The following is a 21,174-nucleotide window of genomic DNA, read 5'->3' on the forward strand; positions in this document are numbered from 1 at the left end:
CTTTGGTGAAAATAGGGGGATGTATGCCTAAGCGTAAAGCCAGTTATGAAGAAATGATTGAAGATGTGGTTGACAACCTAAAACACAGTCCTGAAGAGCTACAGCACATGCTTGAAAAATCAGGACAAGTGGTTGAGGCCGCTAACGATATGACCAAGGACGAAATGGCGTTAATTTCTGCGTACGTTAAGTCTGATCTAAGGGAGTTTGCCGAAAACTACGAAGAGAGTAAAAGCGGACCCTTTTATCTCATGATTGCTAATTCAATTTGGCAAGGCCTGCTTGATATCACGGACAGAACAAAAGTCGAGTGGGTCGAGCTGTTCCAAGATCTTGAGCATCAGGGCGTTTATTCCTCAGGAGAAATGATAGGGCTAGGTATCTTGGTGTGTGAACAGTGTGGGCATAAAATAGAATACAACCATCCAACAACTATTTCTGATTGTCCAAAGTGTGGTCACAGTACATTTAGTCGCCAGCCGTTAAAGCCATAGAAACCATTGGGCTAGAGACTGTATGACTTGCTTACAGTCTCTTTAGATTCTGCTCGATTGTGAGGGAGAGTGAGAAGCACCTATTTATATTGCTGTTTGAATTCTTGTACCCACATCGCAGTTGCACCACACACTGATACTGGAACGATAAACAGGTTAAGTATTGGGATCGTCGTAAATATCGAGACAAGCATACCGAAGCTGTAGGCTTTTCCTTGTTTTTGCTTCATAGACATTCGCATGTCGTTAAATGGTACCTTGTGGTTATCAAATGGATAATCACAGTATTGAATTGCTAACATCCAAGCGGTAAAAATGAACCATAGAAAAGGTCCTATCGTTTGCCCAAGCGCAGGGATAAGTAGCAGTAAGAATAAGCCGATAGCTTTAGGCAAGGTATACAATAGCTTGCGCCATTCCCGAGCCATAACTCTTGGGACATCTTTGACAACGCTCATTATCCCATCTTCGGAAACTTTTTGACCGGTTAGCATTTCTTCCACTTTCTCCGCTAAAAGGCCATTGAATGGAGCGGCGATAAAGTTAGCTAATGTGCTAAAGAAGTAAGAAAAGGTCGCTAATATAGTGATGGCGAGTAGTGGCCAAAGCACATAGCTCAACCAAGAGAGAAATTCAGGCAAATAGCCCAGCCAGCCTTCAATCCACGCGTTGAGGTTGGAGAAAAGGTAGTACATTGCTGAACCAACTAACAAAATATTGGCAAGTAATGGTAGCAGTACATAACGACGGATACCCGGTGTAAAGGCGATTTGAAAACCTTGATGAAAGTAACCGAATCCGGTTTTGGCCTTGTTCAAAATATGCTTCCTTTTACCTTTTACTACAGTTGTTTCTTAGCGACTATATCAAAAAAGACTTAAGGAAATCACAAACTTCTTATACTAAGGTGTTCTAATAGTCTATAGAGTTTTGGTAAAGTAGAGTGAGCTGAGGTGTATTCACCTCATTAAGGACTATTTTTTAACGTTGAGAGCAAACAATGCAGGAATTGCGATTCGTACTCATTATTGTCGGTGCCCTAGCTATCGCGGCGCTGCTGTTCCATGGCCTATGGTCTAGCAAAAAAGAAGGACAGAAGAAGTTCGGTGATAGGCCGTTAGGGAAGTTGGATGACAACGCTGAGCAAGAAGACGAATACGTTGCGCCAGAAGACGATTTCGAAATTATAAGAAAAACGCGTAATGAACCTGACTTTGGTTTGAACCAACAACAGTCTAATTATGATCCCTTAGATGATGTCGCCAGCCATTCTGAACAGAGTTTTGAGCATGAAGAGCCAGTTCATCATGAAGCTGTTGAAGAGCAATCAGAAAAGCCTAAGGTCTTTGCGCTATCAGAAGATATGATTGAAGAAGAGCTTCCCTCGTTTTCAGCTAAAGCCGATGTCGAACCTGAAGAATTTGAAAAGCTTGAGCCTCAGCTAGATTTAAACAAATTCGAAGACGTTAACGAGGGATTGGAAATAAAACCTCAGCCTATTGAGGCATCAACCTTGGCGACGGCAAAAGAAACGAGTACACCTATAAAGGCTGAAAGTGAACCTAAAGAACCAGAAATGCAGGTGATAGTGATGAACGTGCACTGTGCTGGCTCTGAAGATTTTGTTGGTACTCAGCTGTTTGATAGCATGCGCCAGAATGGTCTTATCTACGGTGAAATGGATATCTTCCACCGTCATGCCGATTTATCAGGCACTGGAAAAGTACTGTTCAGTGTGGCAAATATGATGCAGCCAGGTACGCTTCAACACAATGACCCTGCCACTTTTACTACCAAGGGTATCTCGTTCTTTATGACTTTACCTTGTTTTGGCGAAGCCGAGCAGAACTTCAAGCTAATGCTAAGAACAGCGCAGCAAATTGCTGATGATCTTGGAGGCAACGTTCTTGACGACAAACGTAACTTAATGACACCGACAAGACTTGATGCCTATCGTAAACAAATTCAAGACTTTAACGCAGCGAAAATAAGCGCGTAATCGTTCCACTTATGTTAGAGAAAAGGCTCCTCGGGAGCCTTTTTTATCCGTACTACCAAGGTATACCATGTCGCAACAACGATTAAATGAACTGAAAGAGCAACTTCACTATCATGGCGTGAAGTACTATGTAGAAGACCGTCCTGAGATTCCAGATGTCGAGTACGACAGACTGATGCAAGAATTGCTCGCTATTGAAGCAGAGCATCCTGATTGGGTAACAGTAGACTCGCCAAGTCAACGAGTCGGAGGGTTACCACTTGATAGTTTTACTCAAGTGACACATGAAATTCCGATGTTGTCTTTGGATAATGCTTTCTCGGATGAAGACTTAGATAGCTTTAATAAGCGCATTTGTGATCGAGTAAATAGAACCGACATTGGTGCTTATTGTTGCGAAGTAAAACTCGATGGATTAGCAGTGAGTTTACTTTATGAAAACGGAGTACTTGTTCAAGCCGCAACTCGTGGTGACGGGACAACCGGGGAGAATATTACTGAGAATGTTCGCACGATTAGCGCCATTCCTCTGAAGTTGCAAGGCGACGACATTCCAGCGCGCATTGAAGTACGCGGTGAAGTATTTATGCCTAAAGCTGGGTTTGCAAAACTTAACGAGCTTGCCGCTAAAAAAGGCGAGAAAGTGTTTGTAAACCCGAGAAATGCGGCGGCAGGTAGCTTACGTCAATTAGACTCTCGTATCACAGCAACTCGTCCTTTAAGCTTCTACGCCTACAGTCTAGGCATTATTGAAGGTACCGAGCTGCCAGCAAGTCATTATGATCGTTTTCTAAAGCTCAAGTCTTTAGGTTTCCCAATGGGACCTGAAACCAAACGTGTTAACAATATCGAAGAAGTCAAAGCCTATCACAAAGCAATACAAGATAAGCGTGACGAGCTAGAGTATGAAATTGATGGCGTGGTCATCAAAGTTGATAACATTACTCTTCAAGAACAATTAGGTTTTGTGGCTAGAGCACCTCGCTGGGCGATCGCCTACAAATTCCCGGCTCAAGAAGAAATTACAGTACTGAACTCTGTCGACTTCCAAGTTGGACGCACAGGGGCTATTACCCCAGTAGCGAAGCTAGAGCCAGTGTTTGTTGGTGGGGTGACGGTAAGCAACGCTACCTTGCATAATGCTGATGAAATTGAGCGTCTCGGTGTGAAAATAGGTGATAGTGTTATCATTCGCCGCGCAGGTGATGTTATTCCTCAAATTGTCTCTTATGTACTAGAGCGTCGACCTGCGGATGCAAAAGAAATCGTATTTCCTTCTGAGTGCCCAGTTTGTTCGTCTTTGATTGAGCGAATTGAAGGGGAAGCCGTCGCACGTTGCACTGGTGGCTTAGTGTGTCAAGCGCAGCGGAAAGAAGCGCTAAAGCACTTTGTTTCTCGCAAGGCTTTAGACGTTGATGGTCTTGGGGAAAAAGTAATAGAGCAGTTAGTGGATAAAGAAATGGTCGAGACACCGGCTGATTTATTTAAGTTATCCGCTGGGCAATTAACCATCCTAGAGCGTATGGGACCAAAATCAGCACAGAACGTCGTTAATGCTCTCAATGCTTCAAAAGAAACAACGCTAGCAAGATTTCTGTATTCACTTGGTATTCGTGAAGTGGGGGAAGCGACTGCTGCGAACCTATCATTGCATTTTAAGACGCTAGAAAATGTGATGAGTGCGACTCATGAACAGTTGATCGATGTACCAGACGTTGGTGAGATTGTCGCTAAGCATATTCGCTTCTTTTTCGCTGCCGAATCTAATCAAACAGTGATTGAGGCATTGATTGCAGCAGGTATTCATTGGGCAGCAGTGGAAGTGCTTGCTGAGGATACTCCTCAACCGCTAGCGGGTAAGATAGTCGTCCTAACGGGGTCGCTATCAAAGCTAAACCGCAACGATGCTAAGGCTGCACTTCAAGCTTTAGGGGCAAAAGTGACCGGCAGTGTCTCTAAGAAAACAGATATCCTATTTGCTGGTGAAAATGCAGGTTCTAAATTGGCGAAAGCACAAGAGCTTAATATTGATATTAAGTCAGAAGATGACTTAATAGAATTGATAGGTTGATATAAAAGATAGATTTAAAGAGCTCCTATATATGGGGCTCTTTTTTTTGCGAGCGAGTTCAAATAAAGATTCTAGTACTATCCCTGTCATAAAAAACAATCGTATAAATAGCGTTTTTTTATTTAATTAAATTAAATAAAAAAACCATGCGAGTCACATCACGAAGGTTAAGGTTGTATTGTTTTTAAGTTGTTGAAAATAAAGGGTGTAAAGCATTTCATTGTATGAAGATTTGAAAAGTAAGATCTTCATCAATAACTAAGGTAAAAGTTTGTAGTGCGTCCTATTTTTTTTAGTTTAATTGATTTTGAAATTGATAATTTTCTCTGCGAAGTTAGTCTTGTGAATATGGATACACAAGGTGTAGACAGGAAAATTAACCAGTCTATTTGGTTAAATAAATAAGGAAATATTTCACACTTCGGCGGCCAACTTAAGAGTGAAATATAAAAAACAGCTATATCCATTTTTAGGAGTTATTCCATGGAAAAAATGTTTAAACGCACTCTTATCGGTGCAGCAGTGGCGTCTTTAACAATGGCGGGTGCAGTACAAGCAAAACCAGCGACAGATACAGTCGATCTTTATGGTCAAGTTGCATTGTCTGTATGGCAATACGGTGAAGATAAAATTGGTGGCGGCGATGCTCCACTGAAACTAGAAAATGAATCTCGCTTTGGTTTACGCGGTTCACATGAACTGGCACGTGGTCCTAAGTTTATTTGGCAATTGGAAGGTGGTAACGTTGGTGATGACGGTGCTGGTAGTGGTCTAGGTGTTCGTGATACCTACGGTGGTTTTGAGTTCGAAGATGCTGGTCGCGTACGTATTGGTCGTATGTTGACACCACTTTATGAAATCATTGACTGGCCATATTCAGGCCAACGTGCTGGTGCTATTTTTGACTGGGGTGGTGATGTACTAGGTGGCGCACGTTATGACCGTCAATCGAATATGGTTCGTTATGACTCCGCTAATTTAGGCGGCTTTACATTCAACTTAGCGGCTGGTCGTGGCGACGAAGCAAGTGCTGACTCAAACTTCTATGGCTTAGGCGCGCACTATACTGTTGGTATGCTAACTCTACACGGTGGCTATGAGTATGGTAAGGATCGTAAGTTTGATACTCTCAATTCAGCTTACCAGAACTTCTTGAAGCAAAACCCAGGTGCACCAATTATTGGTGATAAAGATACAGTTAATGGTCGCTCAGATACACAAGCTGGATTGTTAGGCTTTGAACTGAACTTTGACACATTTGCCTTTAATGGTGCATGGAAATACGAAGAAGCAGACTATAAAGAGTTGAAAGACAAAGACGATAATGATCTTCTACAGTATGGTTCGAAAATTTCTCAGAATAGCTACTCGTTAGGTGCTGTATTCAGTGGTGTTGAGAATTGGCAGTTCAAGCTTAATTATGCGGCGAATCTAGATCCTAAAATTGATAGTACCGATGCCGATGGCTATGCAGATTACATCGTTTCAGCACAGGCACTGTATTTCTTGGATGACTCAGCGATTACCTATGTACGCCCTTACATGATTTCTAAAGATGAATCTTCGGCAGAGTTCGGCTGGGGTCTAGGCGTAGAATACTACTTCTAAAATACAATCTAATACTGCCTTATACTTTCGGCTCCTAGTAATAGGGGCCGTTTTTTATTGTTGATATTTATCTAGTTATAGCAAAGCAGAAGAGCTGTTGGATAGTACACATAGGAGATAAAGAAAAACAAAGCTAAATTGGAACGAGGTAAGACAAGGGGCTTTAGTTACAAGGGAAAAATGTGCCCGCGAGTGCGAGCACAGTAGGTTGAATTATTCTTCGAGGTTGCTGATTGCCCAAGTAAGAAACTTCTTTCTTTCTTCGTATGATGCACTTTTGAAAGAGTGCTTTAAAGATTGGTACACATCATCATCAAGTTGGGTGTCTACTGCTTCTGTGTTGGATTGTGAGTAGTGCGACAAGCTAGCGACGGCATTGGTTTGGTTGTAGTCTTTTACTTCTTGCGCCATATCCGCAGTTAGACTGAACGTTAAACCTAACTGATCTTTCTTCACGTCGACGAGGGCCTTTGAGTCGCTAACAAGTTCAAACGTTGGTTTACTATTGAACTCCATACCTTGTTGCAGTGTCTTAATGTTAGGCACGGATATAGAGATATCCTTGTCCTTTGCATCAAACGTTGCAACTAAAGGTTGAGATTTAAATTTGGTTTTGTCCGAGCCCGTTTCCATAACTATTTTAGAAATTCTGAAAACCAGTTGGTTTACACCGTTATCGAGAACGATGTTGTCTTTACTATCAAAACCAAAGTTTGAGTAGCCAGCGTCTTTACCATTAACGGTGAGCAGCTGGACGCCAGACGGTACGTCAATGGTCACTGACGAGCAGGCTAGTGACGGTGCCAAAATTAGACTCGCAAGTAGTGTTTTTGTTAATCTCATTACCACTCCTTAGTACTTTGCCAATATGGCAATTCTCTTGTAGGGTCTAGTTCATCTTAGTTTTTTTACATCGCGAATAATAGCGTTGTCATGAAAGCAGAAAGCGTCTGTACAGAAAATTGCGAGTCACTTATCATTTGAATAATTGTGTAGGATTGCCTGAGTGGAGTTCGATATGAACATCAGTGAAGTTGCTAAAAAGACCGGTCTAACAACGAAATCAATTCGACTGTATGAAGAAAAGAAAATCATCTCGTCACCGTTGAGAAGCGATAATGGCTATCGTATCTATTCTGCCAAGCACGTTGATGAATTAAGTGTTGTTGCTAAGGCCAAACGCGTCGGTTTTACGCTCGATGAGTGTCGGGATATGGTGTCGTTAGCCTTCAAAACGGACAGGACGAGTGCCGAAGTTAAACATCGAACCAGCGAAAAACTTGCGGAAGTTAAACGTAAAATCTCAGAGTTGCAAGCTATCGAACAGCAACTGGAAGTCTGGCTCTCTCAGTGTCCGGGAGACACTAATTCGGCGTGTCCAATCGTTGATGATTTGATGCAAGGCTGCAATACAAAAGTCCAAAACTAGTGTTTGTACTATGCAGCCAAGGGTGCTGCTCTATCAAAAGCGTTTTTGACCACCCAAACGTTCGCAACGCTCAATAGGAGTATAGGTTTGAGAGCCATCACTTAGTTGGCAGTCGACATATGGACCTAATGCTGAACTGTTTGAGGCATGGGTGATTGGAGCAAGCGTCAGCATGATGCCGAAGATTAGTGCTGAGAAAATTTTCATAACGATCCCTTTCGATTATTCAAAATTTGGAAGCATCTCACACTTCGAGATAATCCTAAGTATGAACAAGAGAGAATAAAGATCAAAAAAAAGAGTAAGAATTAAAAAATTTTTAATTCCAAAAAAGTAGAACTTATTAATCGTGTTAAATTAATAACCAATTGATTTAATAGATAAAAATAACACGTGGTTTTGTCGCGTAATATGAGGAAATACCGTTCAACTACTTAAAATAACTTACTTAGTTTCTAGAATAATCTATGAGGATGACTGTTAACTAGTTGGTAATTAAGGAATCTTAGGGAGCCTCGATTGCGGTAACATGCTATCAGCTCAAAAAGAGCCCGTTTTCTATACTTTGTTCCAATTAGTCTGTGAAATGAACGAATTTCCACAGCAGCTAGTTATTCTAACTCGTACTAGATATCGAACAATTTGCCTTGTTTGGTGTGGAAAGTAGGGTAATGGCATAACCTTGTTCTCCTAGCAATTCAACAACACTGTGTTTTCCAACAAGGTGCAGAGCGCCCACTGCCACAAAATAGGTTCCTGTTTTGTATTCTTGTGATTGGCTTAATATCTCGACCCAATTTTCGTTTCGCTCGTAAATAAATGAGTGATAAAAGTCATCGTTATAGGCCTCTGCTTGTAACACTTCTTCAAGGTTATCCATATCTCCCATACGCCAAGACTCGACTAAGCATTGGATACTTGCTGCACTATTTGGCCACTCTTGGATTGTTTGTTTCAACATATCTAATCCGTCATCAGGCTGATTTGCGAGTAAATCGATTTGAAATTGTAAACTCTCTAATCCCTTTATTGGCAATTGATGAGTGTTTGCCCACTGAACAAACTGCATATCAACACCGAACTGAGGCTGGTAGTTAAGAGATTGGAATTGTAATTGCTGTAAGGTTAGGGCTGCTTGCCAAGGTGGTAAATTCAATATTGTGGCTGGAGCTAGGGAGGTCTGTTTTAAGATTGTAACCAATGTTGCTACGTGCTCTTCGTCTAATATTTGCTTAGCGCTTGGTTGTGGTTCTTGCGGGAAACGAACTTTTTCATTTAAGCGTGTTTCGACAATCAAGCTATCAGAGCTATCTAAAGCTTCTGTCACTTTTCTAGAAAATGGATCGAGCTCGGTATCCCCAACGTGAATTGTCCCCATGAGATAGAGGCGCTGTTCACCTTTGTCTGCTTGCCATAGCAATGGCTCTGCATGAGAAAAAAGCGAAATCAATAACAGAAGGCTCATGAATAAAGGCTTCAAGTGAGCTCTCTTTATATGACTCGGAACATCTCTAAGCAATTTTTCCACCACTTCTAAACTACGGTTGAGTGTTCAGACTAACACAAGTTCGTTATTCAAATGAGATGATTGAAGTAGAGAGTTACTGCTCTAGGTTATTTTTCATCAATAAAACTACTTTTTCAATGCGAATTAAACACTGTTTTAAATCTAAAAGTACGTTTGATGTCACGATTTTATAAGAGTGATTTTAGCCTTGTTGTGGTTTTTACGACATTTTTGTCATCATTTTGACGATGTGAATATGATTTTTGTGACTCTTATCATGAATAATTTTAACCTGTAAATTTATAGTATTTTATTTTATTTGTATAAGCACTTGTTTTTTTAAGTATTTATATTTTTTCTCTTTTTGTTATTGTGATTTTGATCACTTCGGTGAGTTAATTATTTGTTGGCGCGAATTAAATCTAGTTATAGTGTGCTCAAGCCAAACGGCAGCATATCAAGGCAGCAACATAAGCTGCTCAAAAACTAAAGCATATATAGGTGTTATAATGAAAAAAGTTCTCGCTCTAACCGCTCTTGCAGTTGCATCAACTAGCGCTTTCGCAGGCTCTTCTTACGTAACTGGTAACGTTCAGTTTCACGATACATACCTTCAAGGTTCTAAAGCAACGTCTACGCTAGAAGCTGGTCACACATTTGACTCTAACACTACGCTTTTAGTTGAGTTTGATGCTATTCCACTGGGTAAAGTACAAGATGGTGCTAGTCCACTACCAGCGACTACTTTGGGCGTGGAACAGGTCTTCAACGCAACTGACCACCTTTGGTTTGCGGCAGGTTACCATCACTTGATTCAAGGCGGTGAAACAATTCAATACCGCCCACTCATCAAGATCGGTTATAACTTCGATAATGGTCTTTCATTGAGCAACCGTACTCGTATGCACATTAACAACCAGCTAGATGGCCAAGCACGTAAATCAGATACTGATGTTCGTTTGGACAACAAAATTGCTTATCAATTCGCTGATCAGCCGGTAGCTCTTTCTTATAACAACGTTTACGTAGTAGCTGGCGACAAAGATGCGAACGGCAATGATAAAGTTAATACGATGGACCACGAGCTTCGTGCAACTTGGACTCGTGATGGCGTACAACCATACTTCGAGTTCCGTAGCCAAGCTCACGGCCTGAAGAATGCTGACGGCAGCAGCGCAGTAAACAATGCTGTTGTGTTCGGTGCTTCATACGGTTTCTAATCTATCCCCCAAGATTGTTCATATTTCCATATTTAGGGCTCCGTCAGGAGCCTTTTTTTTTGCTCTGAGTTCGGCTTTAGAATAGAAGTGCCTCGCATTTTCTTTTTATCCATCCCTTGTCCTAAGAGAGACACGATAAAATACATGAACGACACTGAACGAATATTCAAGTCACGGCGTACTATATTTCTTAATGTCAGTAATGGCTTAAAAGGATGATGAAATGAACATTAAATTTCTTGTATCTAGCTTAATCACAGTTGTATTTATGAGCGGTTGTACGCAGACAGCTTTTCCTACAGATGGGACGAGTGATTCATGGCAAACGTTTGGTTATGAGCAATCAAAAAAAGGCTACATGAAAAAAACACCTGAAGAACTAAGTGTCAATGACGCGGCTTTAGAGACTGCTTACTCAAAGGGGTATGAAAAAGGCCGAATTGAATACTGCGCGCAAGATGCCTACAAGTTAGGGATTATGGGGAAAAGCTATCTGGGGATTTGTGACGACCTCGATTGGCGATTTCGAATGAAGTATAACGATGGACGTTCAAATCAAAGCCTTGGCCGCTTATAGCGGAATTGAGGTGGTACGCTGATATAAATCTGAACGTTTAGGTTGTTTTAAGAAATTTGCTGTTTACTCAGCACCTTTTACCTTTCCTTTTTGAGGTCGACTATTGGTCGTCCTTTGTTGTTTTTCTGTTCAGAAAATGTGTCTTTCAGACGATTTACTTACATGATGAAGTTTAGATGAATCTAGTCGATTGAATTTTCTATATTTATCTGATTTTTGGACGATTTGTGTCTTGCAGAATCATGACTTTGTTAGGATTTGCTACATGGCAAATCGAGCGCCAAGATGCGTTTTTTTTTCTGACTAAGTTAGGATTAACGTCTTGCGTAAAGTTTCATTCTTTGCACTCGTCTTTAGCTCGAGTACCGCATTTGCTGCATCTTCATATATTGAAGGCAATATTCAGTTCAATAGCAGTTATCTCTATGATTCCAAAACCACAGCTAAGATGGCGGCAGGCCATACTTTTGATACGGATACGACGATTAAGTTCAAAATAGAAGATATCGCGATTGGCGCCACGCCACACAGTGATGGTCACCATCACCACCATAATATGTATTATGGACACCGCGTGAGGGCTCCTTTGGTAACGCTAGGAGTCGAGCAGCGTTTTCAAATGTCGGACAACTTCTGGCTAGGGGCGGGCTATGAACACCTAATGCAAGTGGGTGAAACCATGCAGTACCGTCCACTGTTTAAAATCGGTTATGACTTTGAACAAGGTCTCTCGTTGAGTCACCGCACGCGAATCGAAGTTTATGCACAACATGACCGTTGGGGGTATAAGCCGGATACAGATTATCGATTTGATAACAAGATTGCCTATACGTTCCAAACACACCCAGTGAAAATCCACTATAACAATGTCTACCATGCCATAGGGGCTTACGGACCATACTACCCATACACGGACAGCACTATGGATCATGAGTTTAGGCTGACGTTAACGAAGTACGCGTTTCAGCCGTACTTTGAGTACAAGAGTCAAGGTGATTTCAAAGTATCACGCTATGGGCGTGGTGTAGCGAATAGTGCGTTTCTAATAGGTGGGGTTTATAACTTTTAACCCGATAAACGCCAAAGCGGTTGCGATGGCGTTTTCTCTAGTATCACTGCTTGAACGTTACATGTTGTAAGCACGGAAGCTGTAGACTTGACCTTTCTCATTGTAAGCATAGACATGATAAGGGTCTTTCTTATCGCCATACTCCATACCGGGAGAACCAACGGGCATGCCCGGGACAGCAAGTCCCTTGGCGTTCTTAGGTGGGTTCTCTAGGAAGGCCTTGATGTCATCGGCTGGAATATGGCCTTCGAAGATATAGTCACCGATAACCGCAGTATGACACGATGCTAGTTCTGGTTTTATACCTAGTTTCTCTTTTATCGGGTTCATATTCTTATGCTCTTCAACCGTAACGTTAAACCCAGCATCTTCCATATGTTTTACCCACTCTTTACAGCAGCCACAGTAAGGTGACTTATACGTGAGCATATCCGTGGCAAACGCTGAACCTGTTACCATCGCAAACGACAGTGTTGCCAGTTTGAATAGACGTGTTTGCTTTGACATATTGAATCCTTTTTAACAAGTAATTATTGGCTCTATCGTTATCGGTAAACGAACTTGATTAGCCTTTATATTGAAAGTTTCTGAGTCTATTTGCGTTGCTGACAACGGTAATAGAGGACAGTGCCATGGCTGCTCCAGCAAAAACAGGGTTGAGCAGAAAACCAAAAATCGGGTAAAGAATCCCAGCTGCGATCGGGATCCCTAACGAGTTATAGATAAACGCACCAAATAGGTTTTGTTTGATGTTCTTCACCGTCGCTTTAGACAGTGAAATGGCGTAAGCCACAGTCGCTGGGTTACTATTAAGCAATGTCATTGGCGCACTTTCGATGGCCACGTCACTACCTGAGCCCATGGCAATACCGACATCAGCAAGTGCTAAAGCAGGTGCGTCATTGATGCCATCACCAACCATAGCGACAGGCCCAACCTTAGCCTTTAGTGACTCTACATGAGAGGATTTCTCATCTGGTAATACTTCAGAAACCACCTCGTCGATACCAAGCTTCTTAGCGATTACGTTAGCAACATGTCGGTTGTCACCCGTTAGCATCACAGTATGAATACCTTGCTGTTTCAATGATGCCACTGCAGACGCCGCTTCTGGTTTAAGCTCATCGGCGATAGCAATCACAGCTACGGCTGAGTTATCAATAACCACGACCACTGGTGTCGCAGCCATATTTGCTGCTTCATCGAGGCCACCTTGAATCGGCGTTGTATCAATGTTCAAACTTTGTACGTGGTTGAGTGATGCAATGGTTATTTGCTTATCGTCGACTATCCCTTTAACCCCTTTGCCTTTAAGGTTCTCAAATTGTTGGGGCTCACTTGTGTCAGTGGCAGACCAATATCGAGTGACCGCTTTCGCTAGAGGATGCTCTGAACGTTTTTCTAATGGCAATACCAATTTGGCCAGCTCATGTTCTGTCAGCTCATGTGCTGATAGGTTCGATGTAAATACTCTCTGTACAGTTGGCTGACCCATGGTCAGTGTGCCGGTTTTATCGAATACGACGACTTTTACTTTACTTAGCTTTTGTAAGGCGTCGGCATCTTTAATTAATACGCCTGCTTGGGCTGCTTTGCCTATACCAACAGTAATAGACAGTGGTGTTGCCAAACCTAAAGCGCATGGGCAGGCGATGATGAGTACTGTTGTCGTCACAACAAGCATATAACTGGCTCTAGGCTCTGGTCCGACAAAGAACCAAACTGCCGCGGCTAACAAAGCGATAACCACAACGACGGGAACAAATACTGCTGAGATAGAGTCTGCTAATTTGGCAATGGCAGGTTTACTGCTTTGCGCTTCCCTTACTAGGTTAATTATACGCGACAACATAGTATCTGCGCCCACACCTGTTGCCTTGATAACTAAGCTACCGTCGGTGTTTAATGTGCCAGCAGACACGGTGTCATTAATGTCTTTTGCCGAGGCCACAGGTTCACCCGTCAACATGGATTCATCAACATAGCTGTGACCTTCAAGGACTAGGCCATCAACAGGAACTTTTTCACCTGGCTTTATTCTAAGCAGCATCCCAAGACGAATATCTGACACTGCCATAGGCTGATCTTGACCATCAATAATGGCAGTCGCATATTGTGGTTGAATGTTCATTAACGCTTGAAGCGACTGATTGGTTTTAGACTTTGCTTTGGCTTCGATGTAGTGCCCGAGGGAAATTAATCCTACAATCATCGCGCTTGCCTCAAAATAGACATGTCTAGATTGATGGGGGAACCAACTAGGTTTGACCACCACTAACATAGAGTAAAACCATGCTGCCCCTGTGCCTAACGCGACGAGGGTATCCATTGTTGCTCGTTTGTGTGTTAGCGCTTTATAAGCATTTACATAGAAGCCACGTCCAGCGGTGGCGAGTAGCCATAAGCAGATGACTCCAATTAGCCCCCAGGTCATTTGGTCTAGAGGGTTGCGGATCATCATGTTGCCACCTAATACTCCCCAAAGCATGAGCGGAGCACCAATGGCTAAGGCAACAATAGTGTGCTTTTTTTGAGTCGCTTGATGGTCTAGAAGCGCTTGCTGCTGTTGACTTTGGCTTGTGGCTAAGTCTTGAACTAGCTCCCCTTGGTAACCAGCACTCGAAACAGCAGCGAGCAAAGCGTCATTGATGCTTTCTACATTTTTGGAAGCTACCACCAGAGCACTTTGTTCAGCAAGGTTAACGCGAGCGTTCTCTACGCCATCAACACTGGCTAGCGCTTTCTCTACCGAACTCACACAGCTAGCACAAGTCATTCCATGAATCAGGTAATGAAGTCTGTAGCCCTCTTGTGTTAACAGAGGCTTGTCATTCGTGGCTTTTAGCATCGAGGTATCAGCGACAATGGGCTCAATACTTTCAATTTGCTCAATACTTTCAATTTGCGTAGACGTGTTAACATCATTGCTGCTGATAGAATTGGCCGCTTGCTTTGCTTGATATCCAACAGCTTCTACGCTATCGATAATAGTTAGCGGGTTGTCTACTGTTGCAATGGTCAACTCTGATTTACTCAAGGAGAGAATTTCGCAGTCTTCCAATGATTCAAGCTGAGTGCGCAATTTCGCTACACATTTGCCGCAATTCAGACCTGAAAGAGCAAAGTGCCACACGGGGATAGCTTGGTAGTTAAGAGATTGAACGATGGAAATAATGTCTTGGACATCCGATGAACTTTCCACGATGAGTTGTTTCGTAGTGAGTGTTTTGATATCCATTGATAACGGAGAGGTATCGAGTGCTTTTTGCAGCTTATTCACGCACCCCATACAGGAGAGTCCTGATAGATTTAGCGTATATTGATTCATAAAACACCTCGAAGAAATATTGAACTGTGACTAACGATAAACCTTACCGCAAGGGTAAGGTCAAGCTATTGATTGTAGATTTAGCTTAAGGTGATAAAATAGCGCCCAAATTTGCAACGCACGATGAAGCGCATCGTGCGACGTTGACAACAAGGTACATTCGATGACGGTTAAAACACGTTTTGCTCCTAGCCCTACAGGCTATCTTCATGTCGGTGGTGCACGTACTGCACTGTATTCTTGGTTATTTGCTAAAAACCAAGGCGGCGAATTCGTTCTTCGTATCGAAGACACCGATCTAGAGCGTAACTCGCAACAAGCAGTGGATGCGATCTTGGAAGGCATGCAGTGGATGGGCTTGGAATGGGACGAGGGTCCTTATTACCAATCTAAACGTTTTGATCGTTACAATGAAATGGTTGATAAGCTACTTGCCGAAGACAAAGCATACAAATGTTATGCGCCGAAAGAGTTACTAGAAGAGATTCGTGCAGAGCAAGAAGCGAACAAAGAAATTCCTCGCTATGATGCGAATCACCCTAAAATTGTTGCAGCGAACGCAGCAGCAAAAGAAGGTGACCCATGTGTTATTCGCTTCCGCAATCCGAAAGAGGGTAGCGTGGTGTTTGATGACCAAATCCGTGGTCGCATTGAAATCTCAAATAGCCAAATGGACGATCTGATTATTCGTCGTACCGATGGCGCGCCAACATATAACTTTGTGGTGGTGGTTGATGATTGGGATATGGGCATTACACATGTTGTGCGTGGGGAAGATCACATCAACAACACACCTCGTCAGATCAACATCTATGAAGCTCTAGGTGCTCCAGTACCTACATTTGCACACTGTGCAATGATCCTAGGTGATGATGGTGCGAAACTGTCCAAGCGTCACGGTGCGGTTTCTGTGATGCAGTATCGTGATGAAGGCTACCTTCCAAATGCTTTGAACAACTACTTGGTGCGTCTGGGCTGGTCTCATGGTGACCAAGAAATCTTCTCACAAGAAGAGATGATTGAGCTGTTCTCTTTGAATGCCATTTCAAAATCAGCATCTGCGTTCAATACTGACAAACTAAACTGGTTGAACAACCATTACATCAAGACATCTGAGCCAGAGTATGTGGCGAAGTATCTACAATGGCACCTTGATGAACAGAAGCTAAACACAGAGAATGGCCCTGCTATCACAGAAGTCATTAAGTTAGTTGGTGAGCGTTGCAATACATTGGTTGAACTCGCACAGCAAATCCGTTACTTCTACGAAGATTTCTCTGAGTTCGAAGCTGGCGCTGCGAAGAAACACCTACGTGGTGTCGCTAAAGCGCCTTTAGAAGCTGCGCTAGCGAAAGTAGAAGCGCTGGAAGAGTGGACAACAGTAAACATTAAAGAGCAAATCATTGCCGCGGTCTGTGAAGAATTAGAAATTGGTATGGGTAAAATCGGTATGCCACTTCGCGTTGCAGTAACAGGCGGTGGTCAATCTCCATCGGTTGATGCAGTTATGGAACTGGTTGGCAAAGAGCGTGTTATTGCTCGCATCAAGATGGCTTTAGCATTTATTGCTGAGCGTGAAGCGAACGCTTAATTGCTCTTACTCGATGAAATTGAAAAGGCCGCAATAAATATTGCGGCCTTTTTTTCATAAAAGCAAAAAAGCGGCTCACAAGCCGCTTTTCGTATGGAACTAAGTAAGGTTACTTCTCTATATAGTCTCGAATGGATTTTTCTATACCCGCCGCATCCAATCCAAGCTCTGCGTGCAACTCATCTTGAGTGCCTTGAGCGACAAATCTATCAGGAAGCCCTAGGTTTAGTACAGGCTTCATTAGTTTCTCACTCATCATGAACTCAATTACGCCAGCACCAGCACCACCAGCAATGGCGTTTTCTTCTAGAGTAACTATGACGTCGTGACTATCGCAAAGCTCTCTAATTAGCTCTTTATCAAGCGGTTTAACAAAACGCATATCAGCGACGGTGGCGTTGATGTTCTCCGCCGCGATAAGCGCATTGTCTAAGAAAGTACCGAAGGATAATATCGCTACTTTTTCGCCTTCACGTACGATGCGACCTTTGCCGATTTCTAAAGCGGTAAAATCAGCGTCTGGTGTTGTTCCATTGCCTCCACCACGTGGGTAGCGCACGGCACTTGGACCATTGTGCATGTGACCAGTGTAGAGCATCTGGCGACATTCATTTTCATCACTTGGTGCCATGATGACCATGTTAGGGATGCAGCGCATAAAGCTTAAGTCAAATGCACCTTGGTGAGTTTGACCATCAGCCCCGACTAATCCTGCTCGATCGATAGCAAACATTACAGGCAAATCCATAATAGCAACATCGTGGATCAGTTGGTCATAGCCGCGCTGTAAGAAGGTAGAGTAAATGGCAACGATTGGGCGGTTACCAGCAATAGCCATACCAGTGGCTAATGTCACGGCGTGCTGCTCTGCAATCGCGACGTCGAAATATTGGCTCGGATACTCTTTCGAGAAACGCACCATGCCAGAGCCTTCACGCATGGCAGGAGTAATTGCCATCAAAGAAGGGTCTTTGGCCGCCATATCACATAGGAAATCGCCAAAGATCTTTGAATAGGTTGGTTTGCTTGAGCTGCTTTTTGGCAGACAAGAGTGAGAAGGGTCGAACTTAGGTACGCCGTGGTAACCAATAGGATCTTTCTCTGCCGGTTCGTAGCCTTTGCCTTTCTTGGTCATAATGTGCAGGAACTGCGGGCCTTTGAGCTCACGCATGTTCTTTAACGTTTTGACCAGTTCATTGACATCATGACCATCAACAGGCCCGATGTAGTTGAAGCCTAGCTCTTCAAATAGTGTGCCTGGAACGATCATACCTTTTAAATGTTCTTCCGTACGACGAACTAGCTCTTTAATTGGTGGCAAACCCGATAGTGCTTTCTTACCGCCTTCACGAATCGAAGTGTATAAACTACCAGATAAGACTTGAGCGAGGTGATTGTTTAGAGCGCCAACGTTTTCCGAGATAGACATTTCGTTGTCATTGAGGATTACGAGCATATCAGGATGGACATCACCAGCGTGGTTAAGTGCTTCAAACGCCATCCCAGCAGTAATGGCGCCGTCGCCAATAACGCTGACCACTTTACGATCCTTGCCTTCTTTAGCCGCAGAGATAGCAATGCCAAGTCCCGCACTGATAGATGTGGATGAGTGGCCAACGGATAAAACGTCGTACTCACTCTCTTCACGCCAAGGGAAAGGGTGAAGCCCATCTTTTTGACGAATGGTCGACATCTTCTCGCGTCGACCCGTCAAAATTTTGTGTGGATAAGCCTGGTGGCCCACATCCCAAATCAATTGGTCGAAAGGCGTGTTGTATACGTAGTGTAGGGCGACAGTTAATTCAACCGTGCCTAAGCCAGAAGCCAAGTGTCCGCTTGATTGGCTCACAGAGTTTAACAAATACGTTCTAAGCTCCTCACAAAGCTTCGGAAGTGACTCTTTTGGCATCAAGCGAAGTTCTTCCGGTGTATTTGCTAATGTCAGTGTTGGATATTTTGAAATATCAAGTGTCATAGTGTTAGCGCTTTAATTCTGTTTAGTTGTTGCGCTCGATGACATATCGGGCGAAATCTTCGAGTAATTGAGTATTGTAGGGTATAGCCTCTAAAGCACAAAGTGCTTCTTCAAAAAGCTGCGCTGCTTTTTGCTGAGCCCCTTCTAATCCTAGCAAAGCAGGGTAAGTACTTTTGTTAAGTTCGACGTCTGAACCCTGAGGTTTGCCTAGGGTTTCCGTGTCGCCGACAATATCTAAAATATCGTCTTGTACCTGAAAAGCGAGTCCAATTGCATCAGCGTAATTTTCCAACTGAGGTAGGTATTGCCCCCCTTTATCGCCAGCTGCTAAAGCACCCAACTGGACAGCACACTTAATCAATGCCCCTGTTTTATGACGATGTATACGCTCAAGCTCTTCCAGCGTCACATTGCGGTTCTCCGCTTCTAGATCGAGCGCTTGCCCAATACACATGCCAGCAGCACCCGAAGCGTGAGCGAGCTTTTGTACCATAGTAATACGTTGCTCATTGGCAAAGGATGCCAATTTACCTTCAGATAAAATGGTAAAGGCCAGCGTTTGTAGTGCATCACCAGTTAGAATTGCAGTCGCTTCATCGAATTGAATATGGCAAGTCGCTTGACCTCGACGGAGTTCGTCATCATCCATTGCAGGAAGATCGTCGTGGATCAGCGAATAGGCATGAATACACTCAATAGCAGCGGCCGGAGTATCTAATTGCTCATTGGTGCAACCAAAAATCTGTCCGGTAGCATAAACAAGGAAAGGGCGAGCGCGTTTACCGCCAAGAAGCAATGCATATCGCATTGCTTCTATTAATCTTTGCTCTTGGAAAGGGTAGTGGTCGAGCCAAGCGTCCAGTTGCTCGTTATTACGTTGTTGATAAGACTTTAAAGCCTCAATCATGGGGATACTCACTTTTGGTTCTATTCTGCTGACTGGGAGAAGTCATCAAGTTCTGCGTCGTCATCTTTGGCTAGCAGGATGCTGACTTTTTGTTCTGCTTCTGTAAGCTTTTGTTGCCCAGCGCGAGCTAAAGCGATACCACGTTCAAACTTCTTCAAAGCGTCGTCCAATGCAAGGTCACCATTTTCTAATTGTTCGACAAGCATATCGAGCTCATCCACTGTCGCTTCAAACGACATGTTCTCTGGTTTTTTCGTCGCCATAACTTACTTGTTTTATCAGAAATGTTCGAACGTTACATTAGCCTTAACGGATGGTCAAACTAATGGTGCCAAAAATGTAACCAAGATGCTTTCCACTTTTTGTTTCTGCTACAAATTTGTTCAACAGGATGGATATAGAAACTGGGGAAGGTGTTGTTTTATGGCGATTTCTCGAATTCACTCCGACCTAAAGAAGAGGGAAAGGGGAATTTTGTGATTTTCAGGTCATAAATTACTTAAAGATATGGGCATGTGGTCGATAACCTGAATATAACGCGATAGACTCGTGCGGATATTCAGGTTCGTCAATGTCGATTGATGGCAATTATTTATGGAGTGTTGAGTGGATTTAGCAACGCTGATAGGCCTAATTGGTGGGGCCGCTTCGATCATTATGGCGATGGTGCTAGGTGGCAGCATCATGACTTACTACGATACCACGTCGGTATTCATCGTAATTGGTGGTTCGACATTTGTGGTGTTGATGAAGTTCACTCTGAGCCAGTTCTTTAGTGCAACGAAGATTGCCGGCAAAGCTTTCATGTTCAAAACCGATGAACCTGAAGACTTAATCGCGAAAATTGTCGAAATGGCGGATGCGGCACGTAAGGGTGGTTTCCTTGCACTAGAGGAAATGGATATCCAGAACAGCTTTATGCAAAAAGGTATCGATCTGCTGGTTGATGGTCACGATGCAGAAGTCGTACGTAACGCGATGCAAAAAGACATCGCATTAACCGATGAACGTCATGTGAAAGGAGCTGGCGTATTTAAGGCATTTGGTGACGTCTCTCCTGCAATGGGAATGATCGGTACCCTTATCGGTCTAGTTGCGATGCTTTCTAACATGGACGATCCAAAGTCGATCGGCCCTGCAATGGCGGTGGCACTATTAACAACCTTGTATGGAGCCATTCTTTCCAACATGCTTTTCTTCCCGATTGCTGACAAGTTGACGTTGCGTCGCGAGCAAGAAAAACTCAATCGTCGTTTGATTATGGATGGTGTTTTGGCGATTCAAGATGGTCAAAACCCTCGCGTGATTGATGGCTATTTGAAAAATTACCTCAATGAAAGCAAGCGAGCCTTTGATTTGGACGGTGAGTAACATGCTGGTCTCACACATTAAATTGGCG

19 protein-coding genes are annotated in these 21,174 nt (G+C 43.2%); 10 read left to right on the plus strand and 9 right to left on the minus strand.

Annotated elements, in window-relative coordinates:
• Window positions 1–23: 23 nt before the first annotated feature.
• Window positions 24–494: a zinc ribbon-containing protein gene (locus tag AWH66_RS05950; RefSeq protein WP_063606081.1), complete on the plus strand. Its 471-nt coding sequence runs from the start codon at window positions 24–26 to the stop codon at window positions 492–494.
• 80 nt (window positions 495–574) lie between these two features.
• Here AWH66_RS05950 and cysZ read toward each other — a convergent pair whose 3' ends face one another.
• Complete coding sequence (gene cysZ / locus AWH66_RS05955) at window positions 575–1,312, minus strand: sulfate transporter CysZ (RefSeq protein WP_063606082.1); 738 nt, start codon at window positions 1,310–1,312, stop codon at window positions 575–577.
• A 182-nt stretch (window positions 1,313–1,494) separates the two neighbouring features.
• Between cysZ and zipA the strand changes: the two genes are divergently transcribed.
• The 3 genes from zipA (at window position 1,495) to AWH66_RS05970 (ending at window position 6,172) form a co-directional block, all read left to right on the plus strand.
• Window positions 1,495–2,493: a cell division protein ZipA gene (zipA, locus tag AWH66_RS05960; RefSeq protein ID WP_063606083.1), complete on the plus strand. Its 999-nt coding sequence runs from the start codon at window positions 1,495–1,497 to the stop codon at window positions 2,491–2,493.
• A 67-nt stretch (window positions 2,494–2,560) separates the two neighbouring features.
• Window positions 2,561–4,564, plus strand: coding sequence for an NAD-dependent DNA ligase LigA (gene ligA, locus AWH66_RS05965; protein WP_063606084.1), 2,004 nt, complete (start codon window positions 2,561–2,563; stop codon window positions 4,562–4,564).
• Window positions 4,565–5,047: 483 nt separating this feature from the next.
• On the plus strand, window positions 5,048–6,172 hold the full coding sequence (locus AWH66_RS05970) for a porin (RefSeq protein ID WP_063606085.1): 1,125 nt from the start codon (window positions 5,048–5,050) through the stop codon (window positions 6,170–6,172).
• A gap of 213 nt (window positions 6,173–6,385) precedes the next feature.
• Here the strand turns inward: AWH66_RS05970 and AWH66_RS05975 are convergent, their stop codons facing one another.
• On the minus strand, window positions 6,386–7,015 hold the full coding sequence (locus tag AWH66_RS05975) for a YccT family protein (protein ID WP_063606086.1): 630 nt from the start codon (window positions 7,013–7,015) through the stop codon (window positions 6,386–6,388).
• Between the two features lie 175 nt (window positions 7,016–7,190).
• On the opposite strand from AWH66_RS05975, the gene cueR reads away from it, so the two are divergent.
• Window positions 7,191–7,601, plus strand: coding sequence for a Cu(I)-responsive transcriptional regulator (cueR, locus tag AWH66_RS05980; protein ID WP_063606145.1), 411 nt, complete (start codon window positions 7,191–7,193; stop codon window positions 7,599–7,601).
• A 33-nt stretch (window positions 7,602–7,634) separates the two neighbouring features.
• Here cueR and AWH66_RS25880 read toward each other — a convergent pair whose 3' ends face one another.
• The gene (locus AWH66_RS25880) at window positions 7,635–7,808 is read right to left on the minus strand and encodes a hypothetical protein (RefSeq protein ID WP_006075229.1); all 174 of its coding nucleotides are present in this window, start codon (window positions 7,806–7,808) and stop codon (window positions 7,635–7,637) included.
• Window positions 7,809–8,217: 409 nt separating this feature from the next.
• Window positions 8,218–9,066, minus strand: a complete 849-nt coding sequence (locus tag AWH66_RS05985) for a TraB/GumN family protein (protein WP_063606087.1) — start codon at window positions 9,064–9,066, stop codon at window positions 8,218–8,220.
• Window positions 9,067–9,617: 551 nt separating this feature from the next.
• Between AWH66_RS05985 and AWH66_RS05990 the strand changes: the two genes are divergently transcribed.
• The 3 genes from AWH66_RS05990 to AWH66_RS06000 all read left to right on the plus strand — a co-directional run bounded on the left by AWH66_RS05990 (window position 9,618) and on the right by AWH66_RS06000 (window position 11,974).
• The gene (locus tag AWH66_RS05990) at window positions 9,618–10,328 is read left to right on the plus strand and encodes an oligogalacturonate-specific porin KdgM family protein (RefSeq protein WP_063606088.1); all 711 of its coding nucleotides are present in this window, start codon (window positions 9,618–9,620) and stop codon (window positions 10,326–10,328) included.
• A 223-nt stretch (window positions 10,329–10,551) separates the two neighbouring features.
• Window positions 10,552–10,905: a DUF2799 domain-containing protein gene (locus tag AWH66_RS05995; RefSeq protein ID WP_083399959.1), complete on the plus strand. Its 354-nt coding sequence runs from the start codon at window positions 10,552–10,554 to the stop codon at window positions 10,903–10,905.
• Between the two features lie 322 nt (window positions 10,906–11,227).
• The gene (locus tag AWH66_RS06000; protein ID WP_063606089.1) at window positions 11,228–11,974 is read left to right on the plus strand and encodes a hypothetical protein; all 747 of its coding nucleotides are present in this window, start codon (window positions 11,228–11,230) and stop codon (window positions 11,972–11,974) included.
• Between the two features lie 57 nt (window positions 11,975–12,031).
• On the opposite strand, the gene AWH66_RS06005 is transcribed toward AWH66_RS06000, so the two are convergent.
• Together AWH66_RS06005 and AWH66_RS06010 are read right to left on the minus strand one after the other, a co-directional pair.
• Window positions 12,032–12,481 carry a DUF411 domain-containing protein gene (locus tag AWH66_RS06005; RefSeq protein WP_063606090.1) on the minus strand — a complete coding sequence of 150 codons (450 nt, stop codon included), beginning with the start codon at window positions 12,479–12,481 and terminating at the stop codon, window positions 12,032–12,034.
• A 58-nt stretch (window positions 12,482–12,539) separates the two neighbouring features.
• Window positions 12,540–15,302, minus strand: a complete 2,763-nt coding sequence (locus AWH66_RS06010; RefSeq protein ID WP_063606091.1) for a heavy metal translocating P-type ATPase — start codon at window positions 15,300–15,302, stop codon at window positions 12,540–12,542.
• Window positions 15,303–15,465: 163 nt separating this feature from the next.
• On the opposite strand from AWH66_RS06010, the gene gltX reads away from it, so the two are divergent.
• Window positions 15,466–16,893, plus strand: a complete 1,428-nt coding sequence (gene gltX, locus AWH66_RS06015) for a glutamate--tRNA ligase (RefSeq protein ID WP_063606092.1) — start codon at window positions 15,466–15,468, stop codon at window positions 16,891–16,893.
• Window positions 16,894–17,002: 109 nt separating this feature from the next.
• Here the strand turns inward: gltX and dxs are convergent, their stop codons facing one another.
• From dxs to xseB, 3 genes are read right to left on the minus strand one after another with little or no spacing between them, the layout of a single operon-like run.
• Window positions 17,003–18,868, minus strand: coding sequence for a 1-deoxy-D-xylulose-5-phosphate synthase (gene dxs / locus AWH66_RS06020; protein WP_063606093.1), 1,866 nt, complete (start codon window positions 18,866–18,868; stop codon window positions 17,003–17,005).
• Window positions 18,869–18,890: 22 nt separating this feature from the next.
• Window positions 18,891–19,775 (minus strand): (2E,6E)-farnesyl diphosphate synthase, encoded by an 885-nt coding sequence (gene ispA / locus AWH66_RS06025; protein WP_063606094.1) that lies wholly within the window; start codon window positions 19,773–19,775, stop codon window positions 18,891–18,893.
• 20 nt (window positions 19,776–19,795) lie between these two features.
• A complete protein-coding gene (xseB, locus tag AWH66_RS06030) occupies window positions 19,796–20,038 on the minus strand; it encodes an exodeoxyribonuclease VII small subunit (RefSeq protein WP_063606095.1) in 243 nt (80 codons plus the stop codon).
• Window positions 20,039–20,381: 343 nt separating this feature from the next.
• Here xseB and pomA point away from each other — a divergent pair, with 343 nt between their 5' ends.
• On the plus strand, window positions 20,382–21,146 hold the full coding sequence (gene pomA / locus AWH66_RS06035; RefSeq protein WP_031493735.1) for a flagellar motor protein PomA: 765 nt from the start codon (window positions 20,382–20,384) through the stop codon (window positions 21,144–21,146).
• Window positions 21,147–21,174: the final 28 nt, after the last annotated feature.

Origin of the sequence: Vibrio barjaei (assembly GCF_001639065.2) — a bacterium.
GTDB lineage: Bacteria > Pseudomonadota > Gammaproteobacteria > Enterobacterales > Vibrionaceae > Vibrio > Vibrio barjaei.

Coding starts and splice junctions, on each gene's coding strand:
- AWH66_RS05950 (WP_063606081.1), top strand. CDS start 24: ATGCCTAAGCGTAAAGCCAGTTATGAAGAAATGATTGAAGATGTGGTT.
- zipA (WP_063606083.1), top strand. CDS start 1,495: ATGCAGGAATTGCGATTCGTACTCATTATTGTCGGTGCCCTAGCTATC.
- ligA (WP_063606084.1), top strand. CDS start 2,561: ATGTCGCAACAACGATTAAATGAACTGAAAGAGCAACTTCACTATCAT.
- AWH66_RS05970 (WP_063606085.1), top strand. CDS start 5,048: ATGGAAAAAATGTTTAAACGCACTCTTATCGGTGCAGCAGTGGCGTCT.
- AWH66_RS05975 (WP_063606086.1), bottom strand. CDS start 7,015: ATGAGATTAACAAAAACACTACTTGCGAGTCTAATTTTGGCACCGTCA.
- cueR (WP_063606145.1), top strand. CDS start 7,191: ATGAACATCAGTGAAGTTGCTAAAAAGACCGGTCTAACAACGAAATCA.
- AWH66_RS25880 (WP_006075229.1), bottom strand. CDS start 7,808: ATGAAAATTTTCTCAGCACTAATCTTCGGCATCATGCTGACGCTTGCT.
- AWH66_RS05985 (WP_063606087.1), bottom strand. CDS start 9,066: ATGAGCCTTCTGTTATTGATTTCGCTTTTTTCTCATGCAGAGCCATTG.
- AWH66_RS05990 (WP_063606088.1), top strand. CDS start 9,618: ATGAAAAAAGTTCTCGCTCTAACCGCTCTTGCAGTTGCATCAACTAGC.
- AWH66_RS05995 (WP_083399959.1), top strand. CDS start 10,552: ATGAACATTAAATTTCTTGTATCTAGCTTAATCACAGTTGTATTTATG.
- AWH66_RS06005 (WP_063606090.1), bottom strand. CDS start 12,481: ATGTCAAAGCAAACACGTCTATTCAAACTGGCAACACTGTCGTTTGCG.
- AWH66_RS06010 (WP_063606091.1), bottom strand. CDS start 15,302: ATGAATCAATATACGCTAAATCTATCAGGACTCTCCTGTATGGGGTGC.
- gltX (WP_063606092.1), top strand. CDS start 15,466: ATGACGGTTAAAACACGTTTTGCTCCTAGCCCTACAGGCTATCTTCAT.
- dxs (WP_063606093.1), bottom strand. CDS start 18,868: ATGACACTTGATATTTCAAAATATCCAACACTGACATTAGCAAATACA.
- ispA (WP_063606094.1), bottom strand. CDS start 19,775: ATGATTGAGGCTTTAAAGTCTTATCAACAACGTAATAACGAGCAACTG.
- xseB (WP_063606095.1), bottom strand. CDS start 20,038: ATGGCGACGAAAAAACCAGAGAACATGTCGTTTGAAGCGACAGTGGAT.